Raw genomic sequence first — 21,654 nt, forward strand, 5'->3', positions numbered from 1 at the left:
TTGAGAACACCCCCGACGGCATGCAGAGTCAGGTGCTGCTGGCGGCAGACAGGATTGCGATGATTAATCCTGCAAATGGCAACACAAAACCGATGTTTGTTGGTCAGGGTGATCAGATATTCATGAATGAAGTGTTCCTGAAATATCTGACGGCTCCCACCATTACCAGCGGCGGTAATCCTCCTGCATTTTCCATGACACCGGACGGAAAGCTGACCGCTAAAAATGCAGATATCAGTGGCAGTGTGAATGCGAACGCCGGGACGCTCAACAACGTTACGATAAATGAGAACTGTCAGATTAAAGGGAAACTGTCAGCCAACCAGATTGAAGGCGATATTGTCAAAACAGTGGGTAAGGCTTTCCCGCGGGACTCCCGGGCACCGGAGCGGTGGCCATCAGGGACCATTACCGTCAGGATTTATGACGATCAGCCGTTTGACCGGCAGATTGTTATTCCGGCGGTGGCATTCAGCGGTGCTAAACATGAGAGAGAGCATACTGATATTTACTCCTCATGCCGCCTGATAGTGAAGAAAAATGGTGCTGAAATTTATAACCGTACCGCGCTGGATAATACGCTGATTTACAGTGGTGTTATTGATATGCCAGCTGGTCACGGCCACATGACGCTGGAGTTTTCGGTGTCAGCATGGCTGGTAAATGACTGGTATCCCACAGCAAGTATCAGCGATTTGCTGGTTGTGGTGATGAAGAAAGCCACCGCAGGCATCAGTATCAGCTGAATTTTATAACCCATATACGGGCGCCAGAAATGGCGCCTTTTTTATTGCAGAAAAGCGAGAGGTAATTATGCGTAAAGTTTGTGCAGCCATTTTGTCCGCAGCCATTTGTCTGGCCGTATCCGGTGCGCCTGTATGGGCGTCTGAACATCAGTCCACGCTGAGCGCGGGGTATCTTCATGCCCGGACGAACGTTCCCGGCAGTGATGATCTGAACGGGATTAACGTGAAATACCGTTATGAGTTTACGGACACACTGGGGATGGTGACGTCGTTCAGCTATGCAGGAGACAAGAATCGCCAGCTTACCCGTTACAGCGATACCCGCTGGCATGAAGATTCCGTGCGTAACCGCTGGTTCAGCGTGATGGCGGGGCCGTCTGTACGCGTGAATGAATGGTTCAGCGCGTATGCGATGGCAGGCGTGGCTTACAGCCGTGTGTCGACTTTTTCCGGGGATTATCTCCGCGTAACTGACAACAAGGGAAAAACGCACGACGTGCTGACCGGAAGTGATGACGCTCGCCACAGTAACACCTCTCTGGCGTGGGGAGCTGGCGTGCAGTTTAACCCGACCGAATCCGTGGCCGTTGACGTCGCTTATGAAGGCTCCGGCAGCGGTGACTGGCGTACCAACAGTTTCATCGTTGGTGTCGGTTATAAATTCTGATTAGCCAGGTAACACAGTGTTATGACAGCCCGCCGGTTCAGGCGGGCTTTTTTGTGGGGGGAATATGGCAGTACGGATTTCAGGTGTACTGAAAGATGGCGCAGGTAAGCCGATACAAAACTGCACCATTCAGCTAAAGGCCAGGCGCAACAGCACCACGGTGGTGGTGAACACAGTGGCCTCAGAAAACCCGGATGAAGCCGGGCGTTACACAATGGACGTCGAGTATGGTCAGTACAGCGTCAGTCTGTTGGTGGAGGGATTCCCGCCGTCACACGCCGGGATTATCACCGTATATGAGGACTCAAAGCCGGGCACACTGAATGATTTCCTCGGTGCAATGACGGAGGATGATGTCCGGCCAGAGGCACTGCGCCGTTTTGAACTGATGGTGGAAGAGGTGGCGCGTAACGCGTCCGCAGTGGCACAGAACACGGCAGCCGCGAAGAAGTCAGCCGGCGATGCCGGCACATCTGCCCGTGAGGCGGCAACCCATGCGACTGATGCTGCAGGCTCAGCACGCGCAGCCAGCACGTCAGCCGGACAGGCCGCTTCGTCGGCTCAGTCAGCGTCTTCCAGCGCAGGAACGGCATCAGCAAAGGCCACTGAAGCATCAAAAAGTGCTGCCGCTGCAGAGTCCTCAAAAAGCGCGGCGGCCACCAGTGCCGCTGCGGCAAAAACGTCAGAAACGAATGCGGCAGCGTCACAACAATCAGCAGCCACTTCAGCATCCACCGCGACCACGAAAGCGTCAGAAGCTGCCACCTCAGCCCGGGATGCGGCGGCCTCAAAAGAGGCAGCGAAATCATCAGAAACGAACGCATCATCAAGCGCCAGTAGTGCCGCTTCCTCGGCAACGGCGGCAGGCAATTCCGCGAAGGCGGCAAAGACGTCTGAGACAAACGCCAGGTCTTCTGAAACGGCAGCGGGACAGAGTGCCTCAGCTGCGGCAGGCTCAAAAACAGCGGCTGCGTCGTCTGCCAGTGCCGCGTCAACAAGTGCCGGGCAGGCCTCAGCCAGTGCCACCGCCGCCGGAAAATCGGCAGAAAGTGCTGCATCGTCCGCTTCAACAGCCACAACGAAGGCTGGCGAAGCCGCTGTACAGGCCAGCGCAGCAGCGAGGTCTGCTTCCGCAGCGAAGACATCCGAGACGAACGCGAAAGCGTCGGAAACCAGCGCAGAATCCTCAAAAACGGCTGCCGCATCGTCCGCCAGTTCGGCGGCGTCATCGGCATCATCTGCGTCTGCTTCAAAAGATGAGGCGACCAGACAAGCGTCCGCAGCGAAGGGCAGCGCCACGACGGCATCCACGAAGGCGACAGAGGCAGCTGGCAGTGCGACGGCGGCAGCTCAGAGCAAAAGTACGGCGGAATCCGCGGCAACGCGCGCTGAGACAGCGGCAAAACGGGCAGAGGATATTGCATCCGCCGTGGCGCTTGAGGATGCGAGCACGACGAAAAAGGGGATAGTACAGCTCAGCAGTGCGACCAATAGCACTTCCGAGTCACTGGCGGCAACGCCAAAAGCCGTTAAGGCCGCGTATGACCTGGCTAACGGGAAATACACCGCACAGGATGCAACGACAGCACAGAAAGGGATAATCCAGCTAAGCAGCGCGACCAACAGCACGTCTGAAACGCTGGCGGCAACGCCAAAGGCAGTAAAATCAGCCTATGACAATGCAGAGAAACGTCTGCAGAAAGACCAGAACGGCGCTGATATACCCGATAAGGGACGCTTCCTGAACAACATTAACGCGGTCAGTAAAACAGACTTTGCTGATAAGCGTGGTATGCGTTATGTGCGGGTTAACGCTCCTGCAGGTGCAACATCTGGAAAATATTACCCTGTTGTTGTTATGCGTTCTGCTGGCTCAGTAAGCGAACTGGCATCAAGGGTCATTATCACCACGGCAACGCGAACCGCAGGCGATCCGATGAATAACTGCGAGTTTAACGGATTTGTTATGCCTGGTGGCTGGACTGACAGGGGGCGTTATGCTTATGGAATGTTCTGGCAATATCAAAACAATGAACGAGCCATCCACTCAATAATGATGAGTAATAAGGGCGATGATTTGCGCTCTGTGTTCTATGTTGATGGCGCTGCTTTCCCTGTTTTTGCGTTTATCGAAGATGGCCTGTCAATATCCGCACCTGGTGCTGATCTCGTTGTTAATGATACGACCTATAAGTTTGGGGCAACAAATCCAGCGACTGAATGTATCGCGGCGGACGTTATCCTTGATTTTAAGAGTGGGCGTGGTTTTTATGAGTCTCATTCGTTAATCGTTAACGATAACTTGTCGTGCAAAAAACTTTTTGCCACAGACGAAATTGTAGCGCGTGGTGGTAATCAGATTCGAATGATAGGTGGGGAGTATGGGGCATTATGGCGTAATGATGGCGCTAAAACTTACCTGCTGCTTACCAATCAAGGTGATGTTTATGGTGGATGGAATACATTAAGACCGTTTGCTATTGATAACGCAACCGGCGAACTGGTTATTGGAACCAAGCTGTCTGCAAGTCTGAACGGTAACGCATTGACAGCAACAAAGCTGCAAACGCCAAGACTGGTTTCTGGGGTTGAGTTTGATGGTTCAAAAGATATTACTTTAACCGCCGCGCATGTGGCTGCTTTTGCCAGAAGGGCAACGGATACATATGCCGATGCGGATGGTGGCGTTCCCTGGAATGCCGAATCAGGCGCTTACAATGTCACCCGCTCTGGCGACAGCTATATTCTGGTTAACTTCTATACCGGAGTCGGAAGTTGCCGGACCCTGCAGATGAAGGCGCATTACAGAAATGGTGGTCTGTTCTACCGTTCTTCAAGAGACGGTTATGGTTTTGAGGAAGACTGGGCAGAAGTTTATACCTCGAAAAATCTTCCACCAGAAAGCTACCCAGTCGGCGCACCAATCCCGTGGCCATCAGATACCGTTCCGTCTGGTTATGCCCTGATGCAGGGGCAGACTTTTGACAAATCTGCTTACCCGAAACTTGCAGCCGCTTATCCGTCAGGCGTGATCCCTGATATGCGTGGCTGGACGATTAAGGGCAAGCCCGCCAGTGGTCGTGCCGTATTGTCTCAGGAACAGGACGGCATTAAATCGCACACCCACAGCGCCAGCGTATCCAGTACGGATTTGGGTACGAAAACCACATCATCGTTTGATTACGGCACTAAATCCACGAATAACACTGGTGCGCATACTCATAGTTTAAGTGGCAGCACGAATGCAGCTGGTAATCACAGCCATAGAGATGGCCGTCGATTTAACCCCAGTGTTTTTAAAGATACTTATCAATATGGTTATACAAGCTCAGGTCAAAATACCTGGGGTGTACAAGGCTCAGTAGGTATGTCTACGGGGTGGTTAGCTAATACCAGTACAGATGGTAATCATAGCCACTCACTGTCCGGCACAGCAGCATCTGCAGGTGCACACGCGCATACTGTCGGTATTGGTGCTCATACGCACTCCGTTGCGATTGGTTCACATGGACACACCATCACCGTTAACGCTGCTGGTAATGCGGAAAACACCGTCAAAAACATCGCATTTAACTATATTGTGAGGCTTGCATAATGGCATTCAGAATGAGTGAACAACCACGGACCATAAAAATTTATAATCTGCTGGCCGGAACTAATGAATTTATTGGTGAAGGTGACGCATATATTCCGCCTCATACAGGTCTGCCAGCAAACAGTACCGATATTGCACCGCCAGATATTCCGGCAGGCTTCGTGGCTGTTTTCAACAGTGATGAGGCATCGTGGCATCTCGTTGAAGATCATCGGGGAAAAACCGTCTATGACGTGGCTTCCGGCGACGCGTTATTTATTTCTGAACTCGGTCCGTTACCGGAAAATGTTACCTGGTTATCGCCGGGAGGGGAATATCAGAAGTGGAACGGCACAGCCTGGGTGAAGGATACGGAAGCAGAAAAACTGTTCCGGATCCGGGAGGCGGAAGAAACAAAAAACAACCTGATGCAGGTAGCCAGTGAGCATATTGCGCCGCTTCAGGATGCTGCAGATCTGGAAATTGCAACGGAGGAAGAAATCTCGTTGCTGGAAGCATGGAAAAAGTATCGGGTATTGCTGAACCGTGTTGATACGTCAACTGCACAGGATATTGAATGGCCAGCACTGCCGTAGGGTAAAACATATAAATTCTATAATTAGATGTATCTTTCCATTTACGGCAAGGAAGGGGGCTTGGAAGACGTAAAGCATCTCACACCGAGATTATTTTTTATATGTCAGGTGTCTGAAGTTTTGCTTTGGCTCTTAAAATGGTTTGCCGCGAGGTTTTGAATTCCCGGGCAATGGCACTTATACTTACACCTGACTTAATTCGTTCGAATACCACCTGTTTCTGTTCTTCATTTAACACAGGTGGTCGACCAAAACGTTTCCCTGCGCCGCGGGCTCTTACTATCCCGGAATGAGTGCGTTCAAGTAAAAGGTCTCGTTCAAATTCAGCGACTGCTGAAATTACTTGCATCATCATTTTTCCTGTTGGACTGGTCAGGTCAATGCCAGCCAATGCTAAGCAATGCACTCTGATACCTGTTTCGGTCAGTTGTTCCACTGTTTTCCTGATATCCATTGCATTACAACCAAGGCGATCCAGTTTTGTCACAATCAATTGATCACCACATTTCAGGCGAGCAAGCAACCGGTTAAAACCAGGACGCTCACTGGTTGCTGCTGAGCCGCTAATGTGTTCTTCGATTATTTGCTGAGGTTTGATTTTAAAACCTGCACTTTCGATTTCCCGGCGTTGATTTTCGGTGGTCTGATCCAGCGTTGATATCCGACAGTAAGCAAAAATTCGAGACATAGTGAGACTCTATACGAAATTGGTGTTCATATCATAATGCATCTCAGAAAATAATTATGATTATTTTTGTGCATATTTGTATGTACACGTTCGAAAATAAACGAATGCGTATGCAACCCCGTAATTTTGGTGAGACCCAAAATCGATTTTGTGAAAAATGGCTTTAACTCGGTTTGTTTTTCGAGTTCCGGGCGGACTCAAGGAAGAAGAATAGTGTTGCGTGTTATTTTAACCAGATTTCAAGTTGTTTGGTCGTGGAAAAGTGGAGCAAAATGTTGTTAAAGTGGAAAAATGATAAAAAAGTAAGTTTATTATATTACATTTTACCATTTAAATTTTGGTTGTCTTTAAGAACTGATATCGCTGTTTGTAATAATTCTTTGTTATCCAGCCATGATTTTTTCTTTATGTTTCCTTCAATGTAATCAAGCAATGTTCTGGTATTGATAGGTCTTCCCTGTTTTGCTACTTCCACTACAGCATTCCCTAGGATAATTCTTACTTCAGGAAGCTGCGCAGGGAACCACTTTAGGGTGTCTTTTGATTTCATGAAGATATTCCTTAAAATATTATTGATTTTCATTGCGATATTGTATGTCTGATTCAGGATATGTTGACTTATACATCGGTTTTGTCTGGGTTATTGGATATGCCAATCCCTAATTTTATTAGGGCATGACTAAAAATGCTGAATATGATAAGGAGAGATGTGATTATCAGTATGCTGTTCATATAGCCTCGAATTAGTAATTTGTTATATATGATATAGTTGACAATTTTTATCTTGGGTGTTCTTAAAGTTCGTAGATAAACATTGTCGTTTCAGGTATACAGGAATGCTAACAGGTGGCAGCAAAAATCAGGCGGTTTATGGCGCAAGCTGAAGCGGCAACTGCAAACTATCTTATGCAGAGACTCTACACAGATTGGGTTTAAAAGTATACATAGATAACAGTTTTTATCTGAAGAAGAAAAATATCAAGGTGATATAGCCTATATGCCTATGATGCGGAGGAATGAATGTGATGGGAGTGATGTATCTGAATAGTTGAAAAACCGCAGTCACGTCGTATGCAAGAACGTGCTGCGGTTGGTTTGACTTTGATTGAGACGTTTTGGAATTTTTTTTGTGGCAAAAATGGGGCAAAACGCTGCAAAAGGGGCAAAAAAGGGGCAAAAAAAGAGTGGATTATCGTAGTTTATTGTTCTCGCTGATGATGTTTAACACATTGAAAAATAAGTAAAACACTTATGAGTCAGATAGTTGTGATTTTTGCCCTTACTTGTTCAGGTTGTATTGTTCTTTCTTACTAATTTCTTGATTTTGCGACATTTAAAAGCGACTCAATTCGTTATATGGCATCAGAAGAGTATGCGTCATGCCGGAACGCCCAGCATAAGAAATCTGATATAAAAACTGTGGCGTGTATGGTACGGATTAGAGGGGAAAATGTCAGCACATTTGCGAAATGAATCAAAAAGCCCGCAGCAATGTGCGGGCGTTAGTGTCAGCGCACAACCAGCACGGAGCACTCTGCGTGACGCACTACAGCTGCGGCGTTGGAACCGAGCAGATAAGTGGTGATATCCGGTCGATGGGAAGCAATGATGATCATATGAGCGGGGATCTTCTTCGCCATTTCCAGAATGCGGTCTTTGGGCGAGCCTTCCTCAACATGGACATGCACTCTGTCGGTTGGCAGTTTAAATTTTTTAATGATCTCTTCCAGTTGCGATTTGGCTTCCGCTTTCAGGTCATCCATTGCCGGTAATTCTGCGGAATACGCTAAACCCAGAGAGGCATAGTAGGGCAGTGAAGGTATTACCGTCAGGAAATGAACCTCTGCATCATCAATCTTTGCCTCTGCCTCAACGTGGCTAATCACGCGTTGAGTTAATTCTGAATCGGAAATATCGATAGGGACAAGAATCGTTCTGTTCATAAAACCTCCTGTTTTAGTATCCGCATAAAGTGTAACGCCAGATGACACTTTTTGTGTAATGACGGAGTTCACATTTTTAATTTAGATCAAAGGAGGAAGAATAAGCAGAAAAAGCCCGCCATAACAGCGGGCAGGAGGATTTAGAACTGATAAACCAGACCTAAAGCGACAATATCATCGGTAGAGATGCCATTGGCAGCGTAGAAACTGTCATCTTCATCCAACAGGTTGATTTTATAGTCAACATAAGTGGACATGTTTTTATTGAAATAGTAAGTCGCGCCAACATCGGCGTATTTAACCAGATCTTTATCATCAACACCTGCCGGGTTGTCTGCACCACCGGCAGCGTGCAGGTCACGGCCTTTAGACATCAGGAAAGAGACTGCCGGACGCAGACCAAAATCAAACTGGTACTGTGCAGTGACTTCAAAGTTCTGGGTTTTGTTTGCAACAGCATAATCGCTGTCGCCAAACGGGGTCATATTACGCGTTTCTGAATACATGGTTGCCAGGTAAATATTGTTAGCATCGTATTTTAGCCCAGCAGTCCACGCGTCTGCTTTATCACCACCCGCCGCAGTATGGTTAACCTGATCATTGGTGCGGTCAGAAGAGGTGTATGCCGCACCAGCGCTAAAGCCCATGCCTAAATCATATGTTGTGGAAAGACCCCAGCCGTCACCGTTTTCATGGCGAACATCACGTCCGTTGTTGGTGCCTTCCTGACCATTACTGGCACCTTCGTTGTTACCTTGATACTGCACCGCGAAGTTCAGACCATTTACCAGACCGAAGAAATCAGTATTACGATAAGTCGCGACGCCATTGGCTCGACCAGTCATAAAGTTGTCTGCATTGGTATAAGAGTCACCGCCAAATTCAGGCAGCATATCGGTCCAGCCTTCGATGTCGTACATTACGCCATAATTACGTCCGTAATCGAAAGAACCGTAATCTGCAAATTTCAGCCCGGCAAATGCCAGACGGGTCCATGACTGGTTTTTTGAAGATTCAGTGTTGTTTGCCTGAATATTGTATTCCCATTGACCGTAGCCAGTGAGTTGATCGTTAATTTGGGTTTCGCCTTTAAAACCCAGACGCGCATAGCTCTGGTCGCCATCTTTCGCCGAATTATCAGAAAAATAATGCAGGCCATCAACTTTGCCATACAGATCTAATTTGTTGCCGTCTTTATTATAAACTTCGGCTGCATGTGCAGCACCTGCGGCGAGCAGGGCAGGAATTAAAAGTGCCAGTACTTTGCTTTTCATTGAATAAATCCTTTAGTTATTTTATTTGCCTTTTATCCCCATTTCGGGGAGTGAAAACATCCTAAAGGAGAAGTTCAGTTAGCCGATAAATATCATTTGTTACGCCTTAAGTAAAACCTTAATCAAATAATTCCTCTGAAATGATAATAAGTCTGGTGAATGTATCGAAGATAATACATACAAAATAAAAATTATACTTTTAATTTTCTATACGTTATTCTGCGCGGGTTATATGCCTTTATTGTCACAGATTTTATTTTCTGTTGGGCCATTGCATTGCCACTGATTTTCCAACATATAAAAAGACAAGCCCGAACAGTCGTCCGGGCTTTTTTTTAGAATTGGATAATCCTTATCCAGAGCATTTAATCGGTGTTGCTTTTTTCCGCTTTTCCGGCCATTTGTGCCAGGAAGTCATAGCGTTTTTGCAAATCAGCTGCAGCATCTTTCCATAACTGTTCTGCCACTTCTGGCTGCTGCGAATTCAGCCGACGGAAACGTTGCTCGTGAAGTAACGTTTCTTCCAGTGCTACTGACGGCGGGCGTGAATCCAGCGCCAGCGGCAGTTTGCCTTCATCGGCACGACGCGGATCGAAGCGATATAGCGGCCAGAAGCCGGTAGCTGTGAGTTGGCGCATCTGGTCGTGGCTGAGTGCCAGATCGTAACCATGCTCTTCACATGGGCTATAAGCGATGATCAGCGATGGCCCCGGATACGCTTCCGCTTCCTGAATCGCTTTCACCGTCTGGTTGAGCTGCGCGCCGAGAGAAATCTGCGCCACATAAACATGACCGTACATCATCATACTGACGCCAAGATCTTTACGCGCTTTACGTTTGCCGTGCTCGCCAAATTTAGTTACTGCACCCAGCGGTGTCGCTTTCGACGCCTGACCACCGGTGTTGGAATAGCATTGCGTATCCAGCACCAGAATGTTGACGTTTTCCGTCAAACTCAATACATGATCCAGACCGCCAAAGCCGATATCGTAAGCCCAGCCATCACCACCAATCAGCCAGATTGATTTTTCCACCAGTGCATCTGCGTCACGCAGCAGTTCATGTGCTTCGGCAACATCGTTGAGTTGCTGGCGTAAAGCTGCGACCTGTTCTCGACGAACCTCTGGCGTAGCGTCTGATTTCAACGCTGTCAGTAATTCCGCCGGGATTTTATCGGCAAATTGATCCAGCAGACGCAGCACGCGGACACGGTGTTGATCGACCGTCAGGCGGAAACCAAGGCCAAATTCGGCATTATCTTCAAACAGAGAGTTCGCCCATGCCGGCCCACGACCGTTGGCATCGGTGGTATACGGTGTAGAGGGCAGGTTACCGCCATAAATTGAAGAACAGCCGGTGGCGTTAGCGATCAACATCCGGTCGCCATAGAGCTGAGTCAGCAATTTAATATACGGCGTCTCGCCACAACCGGAGCAAGCACCTGAATATTCAAACAGCGGTGTAATCAGCTGCGATGTACGAATATCAATACGTTCCAGTTTGCTACGGTCGATTTCTGGCAGGTTGAGGAAGAAATCGTAATTGATTTTCTCTTCTTCGACATGTTCCAGGCGCGACATCATATTGATGGCTTTAATCTCTGGATTCTGACGGTCTTTCGCCGGGCAAACTTCGACGCACAGGTTACAACCGGTGCAATCTTCCGGAGCCACCTGCAAGACATATTTCTGCCCGCGCATATCACGCGATTTCACATCCAGCGAATGCAGGCTGGCAGGGGCGTTTTCCATCGCTTCAGGCGGTACCACTTTTGCGCGAATAGCTGAGTGTGGGCAAGCGGCGACGCAGTGGTTACATTGGGTACAGAGTTCCTCTTTCCAGATGGGGATCTCTTCGGCGATATTGCGTTTTTCCCAGCGAGTGGTGCCCATCGGCCAGGTGCCGTCTGGCGGCAGCGCCGAAACGGGGAGGGCATCACCAAGCCCTGCGAGCATCGCTGCGGTTACGGTTTTCACGAAATCAGGGGCGGCATCGGAAACCACTGGCGGTCGATTGGCGCTGTGCGGATTTACCGGTTGCAACGGAACTTCTTCTACGGATTCACGCGCCAGCGCCAGAGCCTGCCAGTTGCGTTCCACCAGATCCTGGCCTTTGCTACTGTAACTTTTGGCAATCGCACCCTGCAATTCTGCGAGGGCGCTATCGCCAGGCAGAATTTGCGTCAGATGGAAAAAAGCCATCTGCATGACGGTATTAATACGGGCCGCCAGGCCACATTCGCGGGCGATTTTCGCCGCGTTAATCACATAGAAGCGCGCTTTTTTCTGATTTAGCACGGCCTGAACTTCCTGCGGCAAGCGCGACCACACTTCATCTGCGCTGTACGGCGTGTTGAGCAGGAAAATGCCGCCAGGTTTTAAACGCTCAGCCATCTGATATTTATCGATAAACTGCAACTGGTGGCAGCCAACAAAATCAGCCTGGGAAATGAGATAAGCGGAACGAATCGGCTGTTCGCTCACGCGAAGGTGAGAAACCGTCAGGCCGCCCGCCTTTTTGGAGTCGTAAACAAAATAGCCCTGTGCGTACCACGGCGTGGAATTACCGATAATCTTGATATTGTTTTTGGTCGCGGAAACGCTGCCATCACTACCAAGGCCATAAAACAAGGCTTCCAGTTTCGCCGAGTTTGGCAGGGTGTTTTCCGGCAACGGCAGTGACAGATTGGTCACATCATCGTAAATACCAACCGTAAAGCGCGCTTTCGGTTTAGCCGCGTTGAGCTCGGCAAATACCGCCAGTACACAGTCCGGGCCAAATTCTTTGGATGAAAGACCATAGCGCCCACCAATGACACGGGGCAGAGTTTCGCGCTCGCCATTATTAAAGGCTTCTGCCAGTGCGGTCATTACATCCAGATAGAGCGGTTCTGCCTGGGCACCGGGTTCTTTGGTTCTGTCCAGTACCGCCACGCTGCGTACGGATCCCGGCAGAGCTTGCAGCAAGTGTTTGGCGGAGAAGGGACGGTACAGGCGAACTTTCAGCACGCCAACTTTTTCGCCACGGGTTAGCAATTCATCAACCACTTCTTCACAGGTGCCAATGGCAGAGCCCATCAGGATAATCACCCGTTCCGCTTGCGGATGCCCGTAATATTCAAACGGCTGATACTGACGACCTGTCGCGGCAGAGAAATCATTCATCGCCTGTTCAACATGGTCATAGACCGCGTCGTACCATGGGTTGGTGGCTTCGCGAGACTGGAAATAAGTGTCAGGATTGGCGGACGTACCGCGGATCACCGGATGTTCCGGGTTGAGCGCCCGGGCGCGATGAGCATCAATTTCGGCCTGCGGCATGAGATCAAGAATAGTGTCATCGGCCAGCGGGACAATTTTATTGATTTCGTGGGACGTGCGGAAACCATCAAAGAAATGAATAAATGGCACGCGGCTCTTCAGCGTTGCGATGTGCGAAATGAGAGCAAAATCTTGCGCTTCCTGGACGTTAGCCGCACACAACATCGCGCAACCCGTCTGGCGCACCGCCATAACGTCGGAATGATCGCCAAAAATAGAAAGTGCATGTGTGGCAACGGTACGTGCCGCTACATGCAGGACAAATGGCGTCAGTTCGCCTGCCAGTTTGTACAGCGTCGGGATCATCAGCAGCAAACCCTGCGATGACGTAAACGATGTTGAAAGGGCACCCGTCTGCAAAGCGCCATGCACGGTAGCGATAGCACCCGCTTCCGACTGCATTTCAACTACGCGTGGTGTGTCTCCCCAAACGTTCTTTAAGCCGTTTCCGGCCCAGGCATCAGCCTGTTCTGCCATCGTGGAACTGGGGGTAATAGGGTAGATGGCGATAACTTCACTGGTGCGAAACGCCACCGAAGCAACCGCGCCATTACCGTCAATAGTAATCATATGACACCCTTACATTGCGCAAATGAGGGGCGCACGAAATTGCTGCGCGCCCAGTAGTAATCCTTCAATTTTAGCAAATGGCTTTCTTCTGCATTTTCGCTTTTGTGTCCCCCACATCAGCGTAATGAATGTTTTGATCAAACAGAGGGCAAAAAAATAGCCATAAAAAAGTAAAAATGCGGGGCAACGCGCAGGACAGCTCTCGACGTCGCCCTCTGTGCTGCCTATTATTTATGGCGGTGTCGTTTGGCTTGAAGATCAGAGGAAGAAAAGATGCGAGCAGCGTTTTGGGTAGGGTGTGCCGCTTTATTGTTGTCGGCGTGTAGTAGTGAACCTGTTCAGCAGGCGACTGCGGCGCACGTAGCGCCAGGTTTAAAAGCGTCGATGTCCAGTAGTGGAGAAGCAAATTGTGCAATGATCGGCGGTTCGCTTTCTGTTGCCCGTCAACTGGATGGTACGGCGATTGGGATGTGTGCATTACCCAACGGCAAACGCTGTAGTGAACAGTCACTTGCCGCCGGGAGCTGTGGCAGCTATTAATTCATTAAATCCGCCAGCTTATAAGTTAATGTCTGTTTCGCGGTCGCCAGCGTTAACTGGTTCGCGGTCAGATCCACTTGTGCACCTTCTTTCAGCATTTCGCTAATGGTGTTATCGAGTTCATTAAGCTGCGGGTTAGCGCACATCATACGGGTCATTGCCAGCCCTTTGGCTGTCAGTTCACCATTAGACAGTTTGCCTTCACCGCTAAAGCGGTTACACATGCTGCCGGAAATCATCATTTTTTCACCAAAGCTGATTTCTGGCGGATTTTTATCGTTGGTCACGGGCTTACCGTTTACGCTTTCCAGCACAAAACGATGATGCTGTAACTGTTCTGGCGTTACAGCAATTTTGTCATTACTTACACATCCCGCCATCAGCAGGCTTAGCGCAACGAGCGCGGCTACTTTCTTCATTGTGGTTCTCAATTACAGTTTCTGACTCAGGGCTATTTTAAGAATAGAGGATGAAAGGTCATTGGGGATTATCTGAATCAGCTCCCCTGGAATGCAGGGGAGCGGCAAGATTAAACCAGTTCGTTCGGGCAGGTTTCGCCTTTTTCCAGATTGCTTAAGTTTTGCAGCGTAGTCTGAGAAATACTGGTCAGAGCTTCTGCTGTCAGGAATGCCTGGTGCCCGGTAAATAGCACGTTGTGGCAGGCAGACAGGCGACGGAATACGTCATCCTGAATTACGTCGTTGGATTTATCTTCAAAGAATAGATCGCGTTCGTTCTCATACACGTCCATACCCAACGAACCAATTTTCTGATTTTTCAGCGCTTCAATTGCTGCCTGAGAATCAATCAATGCACCGCGACTGGTATTGACGATCATCACGCCATTTTTCATCTGATCGAAGGCGGCTTCGTTCAACAGATGGTAGTTTTCCGGTGTCAGCGGGCAGTGCAGAGAGATAACGTCTGATTCAGAGAACAGGGTTGGCAGATCGACATACTCCACACCGAGTTCCAGCGCCGCTGCACTTGGATACGGATCGAACGCCAGCAGACGCATACCAAAACCTTTCAGAATGCGCAGCATCGCCACACCGATTTTACCGGTACCGATAACGCCTGCCGTTTTGCCATACATAGTAAAGCCGGTCAGACCTTCCAGAGAGAAGTTAGCGTCACGGGTACGCTGATACGCGCGGTGAATACGGCGGTTCAGCGTCATCATCATACCGATGGCGTGTTCAGCAACGGCCTCTGGATCATAGGCTGGAACACGGACTACTTTCAGCCCCAGTTCTTTTACCGCGTCAAGGTCGACGTTATTGAAACCGGCACAGCGCAGGGCGATATATTTAACGCCGTGCTTTTTCAGCTCTTCCAGCACCGGGCGGCTGCCGTCATCGTTTACGAAAATACATACCGCTTCGCAGCCATTGGCAGTTTTAGCGGTTTTTTCCGTCAGCAGAAAGTCAAAAAATTCCAGCTCAAAGCCAAAGGACTCGTTCACCTGTTGCAGGTACTTCTTGTCGTACTGTTTTGTGCTATAAACGGCGAGTTTCATAAGACTTTCTCCAGTGATGTTGAATCACATTTAAGCTACTAAAAATATTTTACAAAATTTCAAATATAATTGAAAGCTATGGCGATATTGAAAAATTCATCAACAACTATGCTTAGTGTAGGCGCAACCTTCAACTGAACGGTTAAACATGCCACAATACCCGTATTGAATGCTTAATTTTTCGCTAAATCAGGATATTAACTACCCATGCTGGGTAAATATAAAGCCGTTCTCGCGCTGTTATTACTGATTATTCTTGTGCCGTTGACGCTGCTGATGACGCTCGGGCTGTGGGTTCCCACGCTGGCGGGCATCTGGCTACCGCTCGGGACACGTATTGCATTAGATGAAAGCCCACGCATTACGCGTAAAGGTTTAATCATTCCCGATCTCCGTTATCTGGTGGGAGATTGTCAGCTTGCGCATATCACCAACGCCAGCCTTTCACATCCCAGCCGCTGGTTATTGAACGTCGGCATGGTAGAACTTGATTCTGCTTGTCTGGCGAAATTGCCGCAGACGGAGCAATCGCCAGCTGCTCCAAAAACCCTCGCGCAGTGGCAGTCCATGCTGCCTAACACCTGGATCAATATCGATAAACTGATTTTTTCTCCCTGGCAGGAATGGCAGGGAAAACTCTCTCTCGCATTAACCTCTGATATCCAGCAACTGCGTTATCAGGGCGAAAAAGTTAAATTTCAAGGCCAGCTGAAAGGGCAACAACTTACAGTCAGCGAACTGGATGTCGTCGCGTTTGAAAATCAGCCGCCGGTTAAACTGGTGGGGGAATTTACTATGCCGCTCGTGCCGGATGGACTTCCTGTAAGTGGGCATGCTACTGCGACGTTAAACTTGCCGCAGGAACCGTCACTGGTGGATGCAGAGCTGGACTGGCAGGAAAATAGCGGGCAATTGATTGTGCTGGCACGGGATAACGGCGATCCGTTGCTCGATTTGCCGTGGCAAATTACTCGTCAACAATTGACCGTAAGCGATGGTCGCTGGAGTTGGCCGTATGCAGGTTTTCCTTTGAGTGGCCGACTGGGTGTCAAAGTCGACAACTGGCAGGCAGGGCTTGAGAACGCTCTGATCAGCGGACGACTGAGTGTGCTGACCCAGGGGCAAGCGGGTAAAGGCAACGCGGTGCTAAATTTTGGCCCAGGAAAATTAAGCATGGATAACAGTCAGCTGCCTCTGCAGCTGACCGGTGAAGCGAAACAGGCGGACCTCATTTTATATGCCCGTTTACCTGCGCAGCTAAGTGGAAGTCTGTCTGACCCAACGCTGACCTTTGAGCCAGGCGCGTTACTTCGTTCAAAGGGAAGAGTCATCGATTCGCTGGACATCGATGAAATCCGCTGGCCTTTAGCGGGTGTAAAAGTCACCCAACGTGGTGTTGACGGACGTTTGCAGGCCATTTTGCAGGCGCATGAAAATGAACTGGGCGATTTCGTGCTGCATATGGATGGGCTGGCGAATGATTTTCTCCCTGACGCGGGCCGCTGGCAGTGGCGCTACTGGGGAAAAGGCAGTTTTACACCGATGAATGCCACCTGGGATGTCGCAGGAAAAGGTGAATGGCATGACAGCACGATTACGCTGACCGACCTCTCCACCGGTTTCGACCAGTTACAATACGGTACGATGACGGTAGAAAAGCCGCGATTAATTCTCGACAAGCCCGTCGTCTGGGTACGTGACGCACAGCATCCCTCCTTCAGCGGCGCGCTGTCACTGGACGCCGGGCAAACGCTGTTCACTGGCGGCAGTGTGTTACCGCCATCAACCTTAAAATTTAGCGTCGATGGGCGCGATCCGACGTATTTCCTCTTTAAAGGCGATTTACATGCTGGTGAGATTGGCCCGGTTCGGGTAAATGGTCGCTGGGACGGTATTCGTCTGCGCGGTAACGCCTGGTGGCCAAAACAATCACTGACTGTATTCCAGCCGCTGGTGCCACCCGACTGGAAGATGAACTTACGCGATGGTGAACTGTATGCTCAGGTTGCATTTTCTGCTGCGCCTGAACAAGGATTCCGCGCGGGAGGACACGGCGTGTTGAAAGGCGGTAGTGCCTGGATGCCAGATAATCAGGTTAACGGTGTCGATTTTGTCCTGCCTTTCCGTTTTGCCGATGGAGCCTGGCATCTGGGGACTCGCGGCCCCGTTACGTTGCGAATTGCCGAAGTGATTAATCTGGTGACAGCGAAAAATATTACGGCTGATTTGCAAGGGCGTTATCCGTGGACTGAAGAAGAACCCTTGCTGTTGACTGATGTTAGCGTCGATGTGTTAGGCGGTAACGTACTGATGAAACAATTACGTATGCCGCAACATGACCCGGCGCTGTTGCGGCTGAATAATCTCTCATCCAGCGAACTGGTTAGCGCCGTCAATCCGAAACAATTCGCCATGTCCGGGGCATTTAGTGGTGCATTGCCGTTATGGCTAAACAACGAAAAATGGATAGTGAAAGATGGTTGGCTGGCAAATAGCGGGCCAATGACCTTGCGGCTGGATAAAGACACCGCAGATGCGGTGGTGAAAGACAATATGACTGCGGGTTCAGCAATTAACTGGTTGCGCTATATGGAAATTAGCCGGTCATCGACAAAAATTAACTTAGATAATCTCGGTTTATTAACCATGCAGGCCAACATTACAGGTACCAGTCGCGTTGATGGTAAAAGCGGTACGGTAAACCTTAATTACTATCATGAAGAGAATATTTTTACGCTGTGGCGCAGTTTACGCTTTGGCGATAATCTCCAGGCATGGTTGGAGCAGAACGCACGTCTGCCGGGAAATGACTGTCCGCAAGGAAAAGAGTGTGAGGAAAAACAATGAAAATTTTACTGGCTGCGTTGACGTCATCTTTTATGCTGGCTGCCTGTACGCCGCGTATTGAAGTCGCTGCGCCCAAGGAACCGATCACTATCAATATGAACGTTAAAATTGAGCATGAGATCATCATCAAGGCAGACAAAGATGTCGAAGAGCTGCTTGAAACTCGTAGCGATCTTTTCTGAGGCGATGATGAAGAAAACATTACTTCTTTGTGCGTTTCTTGTTGGGCTGGTAAGCAGCAATGTAATGGCATTGACTCTGGATGAAGCCAGAACTCAGGGGCGGGTAGGTGAAACATTTTATGGTTATCTGGTTGCGCTGAAAACGGATGCTGAAACAGAGAAATTAGTAACCGACATTAATGCCGAACGTAAAGCGAGTTACCAACAACTGGCAAAGCAAAATAATGTGTCTGTAGATGATATCGCGAAACTCGCCGGGCAAAAGCTCGTAGCTCGGGCCAAACCGGGGGAATATGTACAAGGGATAAACGGTAAATGGGTGCGAAAATTTTAATAGCAAAACCGCAATATCGGGATAACGCTACAGGAGAAAGCGATTGATCTATTTTCCTGAAACAAGGTGAATATTCAAAAACTCCTGTCAAATTGCCTTTCGCCCTGAAAAATGCATAGTCAAATATCTGTTTTAACTAATTGGCGTTGCAGTACACACAACGCCAATTAGTTAGCGGAATTTACGTCGATACTCGCCTGGCGTCATCCCAAAGCGTTGCTTAAATACCGTTGAAAAATGACTCTGGTCAGAAAATCCCCAATGAAAGCCGATGCCTGCCAGTTTTTCATCATCTGCGGCATGGCGAATCGCATCTGCACAAAAATCGAGACGACGGTTACGAATATATTGCGCGACTACCAAACCTTTATCGGCAAACATTCGGTACAAACTACGTACTGACATACCTGTCTCTCCGGCTATCCACTCCGGGCGTAATATCTCTTCGCGAATATTATCGTCTATCAACGTAACCACTTTTTGAAACTGACGTTCACGACGAGGTTGAACAGATTCCCGCTGATGAAGTACCGGGCGCAGCAGACACACCATCGCCTGTAGCGCAGCTTCACTTTCTGTTTCAGAAAGTGCCGGATTATTCATGCTCTCCTGTAACAGGCGATGACTGAGTTGCACCATGGGTAAGTCAGCGTCCAGTCTTTCTGCGCAGACAGGTTTTTGATGGGGAAAATATTGTTCCAGCAGAGTGCGTGGCAAAAGTAATGAAATCTGTTTAGAAGACTCCTGCCAGTAAAGCGAACAGGGGCGTGAGGCATCGAGTAACGTAATATCGCCAGCGCCAATCTGCACCTGACGCTCATCCTGCTCCATTATTGCCTGACCACTAAGCTGAAAAACGGTGTAAAACCAGGCATCGTCGCTGCCTTTTACTTCCTGCCAGGTGCGGGATAAATTCACCCCGCTGGTTGTCACGGTACTCAGCTTTAGTCCTTTGGCAAAATGCGTGTCCAGTACACCCGTGTAACGCTCAGTCAGCAGGCGTCCGGTAAAATTTCCGCATACCTGATTGATTTGGGAAAGCCATTGCTGAAACTCATTATCCACTGCGGGGTTCATGGCACGTTTTCGCTCTGTGAAATGTATTTTTATTGTTGCATTTGTGTTGCAATAAACGAAGCTAATGAGCCTGACTATAGGAAATAAGTCTTGTCAGGCATAGAGACATAAGCGGTTATTGTCACGATTTGCGGAGCTTGTCACAGCTGACAAAGCGAATGTCACAGCGAAAAAAGTGACTTTTCTTGTCGCTGCGTACACTGAAATCACACTGGGTAAATAATAAGGAAAAGTGATGACAGAGCCGCATGTAGCAGTATTAAGCCAGGTCCAACAGTTTCTCGATCGTCAACACGGTCTTTATATTGATGGTCGTCCAGGCCCCGCACAAAGTGAAAAACGATTGGCGATCTTTGATCCGGCCACCGGGCAAGAAATTGCGTCTACTGCTGATGCCAACGAAGCGGATGTAGATAACACAGTCATGTCTGCCTGGCGGGCCTTTGTCTCGCGTCGCTGGGCCGGGCGATTACCCGCAGAGCGTGAACGTATTCTGCTACGTTTTGCCGATCTGGTGGAACAGCACAGTGAGGAGCTGGCGCAACTGGAAACCCTGGAGCAAGGCAAGTCAATTGCCATTTCCCGTGCTTTTGAAGTGGGCTGTACGCTGAACTGGATGCGTTATACCGCCGGGTTAACGACCAAAATCGCGGGTAAAACGCTGGACTTGTCGATTCCCTTCCCCCAGGGGGCGCGTTATCAGGCCTGGACGCGTAAAGAGCCGGTTGGCGTAGTGGCGGGAATTGTGCCATGGAACTTTCCGTTGATGATTGGTATGTGGAAGGTGATGCCAGCACTGGCAGCAGGCTGTTCAATCGTGATTAAGCCTTCGGAAACCACGCCACTGACGATGTTGCGCGTGGCGGAACTGGCCAGCGAGGCTGGTATCCCTGATGGCGTTTTTAATGTGGTCACCGGGTCAGGTGCTGTATGCGGCGCGGCCCTGACGTCACATCCTCATGTTGCGAAAATCAGTTTTACCGGTTCAACCGCGACGGGAAAAGGTATTGCCAGAACTGCTGCTGATCACTTAACGCGTGTAACGCTGGAACTGGGCGGTAAAAACCCGGCAATTGTATTAAAAGATGCTGATCCGCAATGGGTTATTGAAGGCTTGATGACCGGAAGCTTCCTGAATCAAGGGCAAGTATGCGCCGCCAGTTCGCGAATTTATATTGAAGCGCCGTTGTTTGACACGCTGGTTAGTGGATTTGAGCAGGCGGTAAAATCGTTGCAAGTGGGACCGGGGATGTCACCTGTTGCACAGATTAACCCTTTGGTTTCTCGTGCGCACTGCGACAAAGTGTGTTCATTCCTCGACGATGCGCAGGCACAGCAAGCAGAGCTGATTCGCGGGTCGAATGGACCAGCCGGAGAGGGGTATTATGTTGCGCCAACGCTGGTGGTAAATCCCGATGCTAAATTGCGCTTAACTCGTGAAGAGGTGTTTGGTCCGGTGGTAAACCTGGTGCGAGTAGCGGATGGAGAAGAGGCGTTACAACTGGCAAACGACACGGAATATGGCTTAACTGCCAGTGTCTGGACGCAAAATCTCTCCCAGGCTCTGGAATATAGCGATCGCTTACAGGCAGGGACGGTGTGGGTAAACAGCCATACCTTAATTGACGCTAACTTACCGTTTGGTGGGATGAAGCAGTCAGGAACGGGCCGTGATTTTGGCCCCGACTGGCTGGACGGTTGGTGTGAAACTAAGTCGGTGTGTGTACGGTATTAATCTGGTTCGCTCATAAGTAAAAAACGGCACCTGGTGCCGTTT

At 49.3% G+C, this 21,654-nt stretch carries 18 protein-coding genes; 9 read left to right on the forward strand and 9 right to left on the reverse strand.

Annotated features, from left to right (window positions below; translation table 11 throughout):
* From ACJHXA_RS18440 to ACJHXA_RS18455, 4 genes are all read left to right on the forward strand, one after another.
* Window positions 1–746 (forward strand): phage tail tip protein (locus tag ACJHXA_RS18440; RefSeq protein WP_283512340.1); only part of this gene is annotated, 746 nt, incomplete at its 5' end.
* Window positions 747–813: 67 nt separating this feature from the next.
* Window positions 814–1,413, forward strand: a complete 600-nt coding sequence (locus ACJHXA_RS18445; RefSeq protein WP_001233133.1) for an Ail/Lom family outer membrane beta-barrel protein — start codon at window positions 814–816, stop codon at window positions 1,411–1,413.
* Window positions 1,414–1,477: 64 nt separating this feature from the next.
* Window positions 1,478–5,008: a prophage tail fiber N-terminal domain-containing protein gene (locus ACJHXA_RS18450; protein ID WP_071886609.1), complete on the forward strand. Its 3,531-nt coding sequence runs from the start codon at window positions 1,478–1,480 to the stop codon at window positions 5,006–5,008.
* On the forward strand, window positions 5,008–5,583 hold the full coding sequence (locus tag ACJHXA_RS18455; protein WP_000885599.1) for a tail fiber assembly protein: 576 nt from the start codon (window positions 5,008–5,010) through the stop codon (window positions 5,581–5,583). Before ACJHXA_RS18450 ends, ACJHXA_RS18455 begins: the two co-directional genes overlap by 1 nt.
* Window positions 5,584–5,680: 97 nt before the next feature.
* On the opposite strand, the gene ACJHXA_RS18460 is transcribed toward ACJHXA_RS18455, so the two are convergent.
* The 6 genes from ACJHXA_RS18460 to nifJ all read right to left on the reverse strand — a co-directional run bounded on the left by ACJHXA_RS18460 (window position 5,681) and on the right by nifJ (window position 13,378).
* Window positions 5,681–6,271 (reverse strand): recombinase family protein, encoded by a 591-nt coding sequence (locus tag ACJHXA_RS18460; protein WP_000086519.1) that lies wholly within the window; start codon window positions 6,269–6,271, stop codon window positions 5,681–5,683.
* 316 nt (window positions 6,272–6,587) lie between these two features.
* Complete coding sequence (gene ydfK, locus ACJHXA_RS18465) at window positions 6,588–6,821, reverse strand: cold shock protein YdfK (protein WP_000836772.1); 234 nt, start codon at window positions 6,819–6,821, stop codon at window positions 6,588–6,590.
* A gap of 68 nt (window positions 6,822–6,889) precedes the next feature.
* Window positions 6,890–7,003 (reverse strand): YnaM/YnfT family protein, encoded by a 114-nt coding sequence (locus ACJHXA_RS18470; RefSeq protein ID WP_120795384.1) that lies wholly within the window; start codon window positions 7,001–7,003, stop codon window positions 6,890–6,892.
* Between the two features lie 776 nt (window positions 7,004–7,779).
* Window positions 7,780–8,214, reverse strand: coding sequence for a universal stress protein UspF (uspF, locus tag ACJHXA_RS18475; RefSeq protein WP_001082294.1), 435 nt, complete (start codon window positions 8,212–8,214; stop codon window positions 7,780–7,782).
* A gap of 140 nt (window positions 8,215–8,354) precedes the next feature.
* Window positions 8,355–9,488, reverse strand: coding sequence for a porin OmpN (gene ompN, locus ACJHXA_RS18480; protein WP_000837924.1), 1,134 nt, complete (start codon window positions 9,486–9,488; stop codon window positions 8,355–8,357).
* 365 nt (window positions 9,489–9,853) lie between these two features.
* A complete protein-coding gene (nifJ, locus tag ACJHXA_RS18485) occupies window positions 9,854–13,378 on the reverse strand; it encodes a pyruvate:ferredoxin (flavodoxin) oxidoreductase (protein ID WP_000628159.1) in 3,525 nt (1,174 codons plus the stop codon).
* Between the two features lie 273 nt (window positions 13,379–13,651).
* Between nifJ and ACJHXA_RS18490 the strand changes: the two genes are divergently transcribed.
* Window positions 13,652–13,918: a DUF333 domain-containing protein gene (locus ACJHXA_RS18490; RefSeq protein ID WP_001295715.1), complete on the forward strand. Its 267-nt coding sequence runs from the start codon at window positions 13,652–13,654 to the stop codon at window positions 13,916–13,918.
* Here ACJHXA_RS18490 and hslJ read toward each other — a convergent pair.
* Both hslJ and ldhA read right to left on the reverse strand, forming a co-directional pair.
* A complete protein-coding gene (hslJ, locus tag ACJHXA_RS18495) occupies window positions 13,915–14,337 on the reverse strand; it encodes a heat shock protein HslJ (protein WP_001299385.1) in 423 nt (140 codons plus the stop codon). The genes ACJHXA_RS18490 and hslJ overlap by 4 nt on opposite strands.
* A gap of 110 nt (window positions 14,338–14,447) precedes the next feature.
* Complete coding sequence (gene ldhA, locus ACJHXA_RS18500) at window positions 14,448–15,437, reverse strand: D-lactate dehydrogenase (RefSeq protein ID WP_115761013.1); 990 nt, start codon at window positions 15,435–15,437, stop codon at window positions 14,448–14,450.
* A gap of 207 nt (window positions 15,438–15,644) precedes the next feature.
* On the opposite strand from ldhA, the gene ACJHXA_RS18505 reads away from it, so the two are divergent.
* From ACJHXA_RS18505 to ACJHXA_RS18515, 3 genes are read left to right on the forward strand one after another with little or no spacing between them, the layout of a single operon-like run.
* Window positions 15,645–18,284, forward strand: coding sequence for a YdbH family protein (locus tag ACJHXA_RS18505; RefSeq protein WP_000900909.1), 2,640 nt, complete (start codon window positions 15,645–15,647; stop codon window positions 18,282–18,284).
* Window positions 18,281–18,466: a YnbE family lipoprotein gene (locus tag ACJHXA_RS18510; RefSeq protein WP_000698141.1), complete on the forward strand. Its 186-nt coding sequence runs from the start codon at window positions 18,281–18,283 to the stop codon at window positions 18,464–18,466. The genes ACJHXA_RS18505 and ACJHXA_RS18510 overlap by 4 nt, the downstream gene beginning before the upstream one ends.
* A gap of 4 nt (window positions 18,467–18,470) precedes the next feature.
* Window positions 18,471–18,800: a YdbL family protein gene (locus ACJHXA_RS18515; RefSeq protein WP_001325798.1), complete on the forward strand. Its 330-nt coding sequence runs from the start codon at window positions 18,471–18,473 to the stop codon at window positions 18,798–18,800.
* Window positions 18,801–18,971: 171 nt separating this feature from the next.
* Here the strand turns inward: ACJHXA_RS18515 and feaR are convergent, their stop codons facing one another.
* Complete coding sequence (gene feaR, locus ACJHXA_RS18520) at window positions 18,972–19,877, reverse strand: transcriptional regulator FeaR (RefSeq protein ID WP_001067519.1); 906 nt, start codon at window positions 19,875–19,877, stop codon at window positions 18,972–18,974.
* A 235-nt stretch (window positions 19,878–20,112) separates the two neighbouring features.
* Between feaR and feaB the strand changes: the two genes are divergently transcribed.
* Window positions 20,113–21,612: a phenylacetaldehyde dehydrogenase gene (gene feaB, locus ACJHXA_RS18525; protein WP_283512342.1), complete on the forward strand. Its 1,500-nt coding sequence runs from the start codon at window positions 20,113–20,115 to the stop codon at window positions 21,610–21,612.
* Window positions 21,613–21,654 lie beyond the last annotated feature (42 nt).

This window comes from Escherichia sp. WS33, from assembly GCF_046486385.1.
Classification (GTDB): domain Bacteria; phylum Pseudomonadota; class Gammaproteobacteria; order Enterobacterales; family Enterobacteriaceae; genus ECMA0423.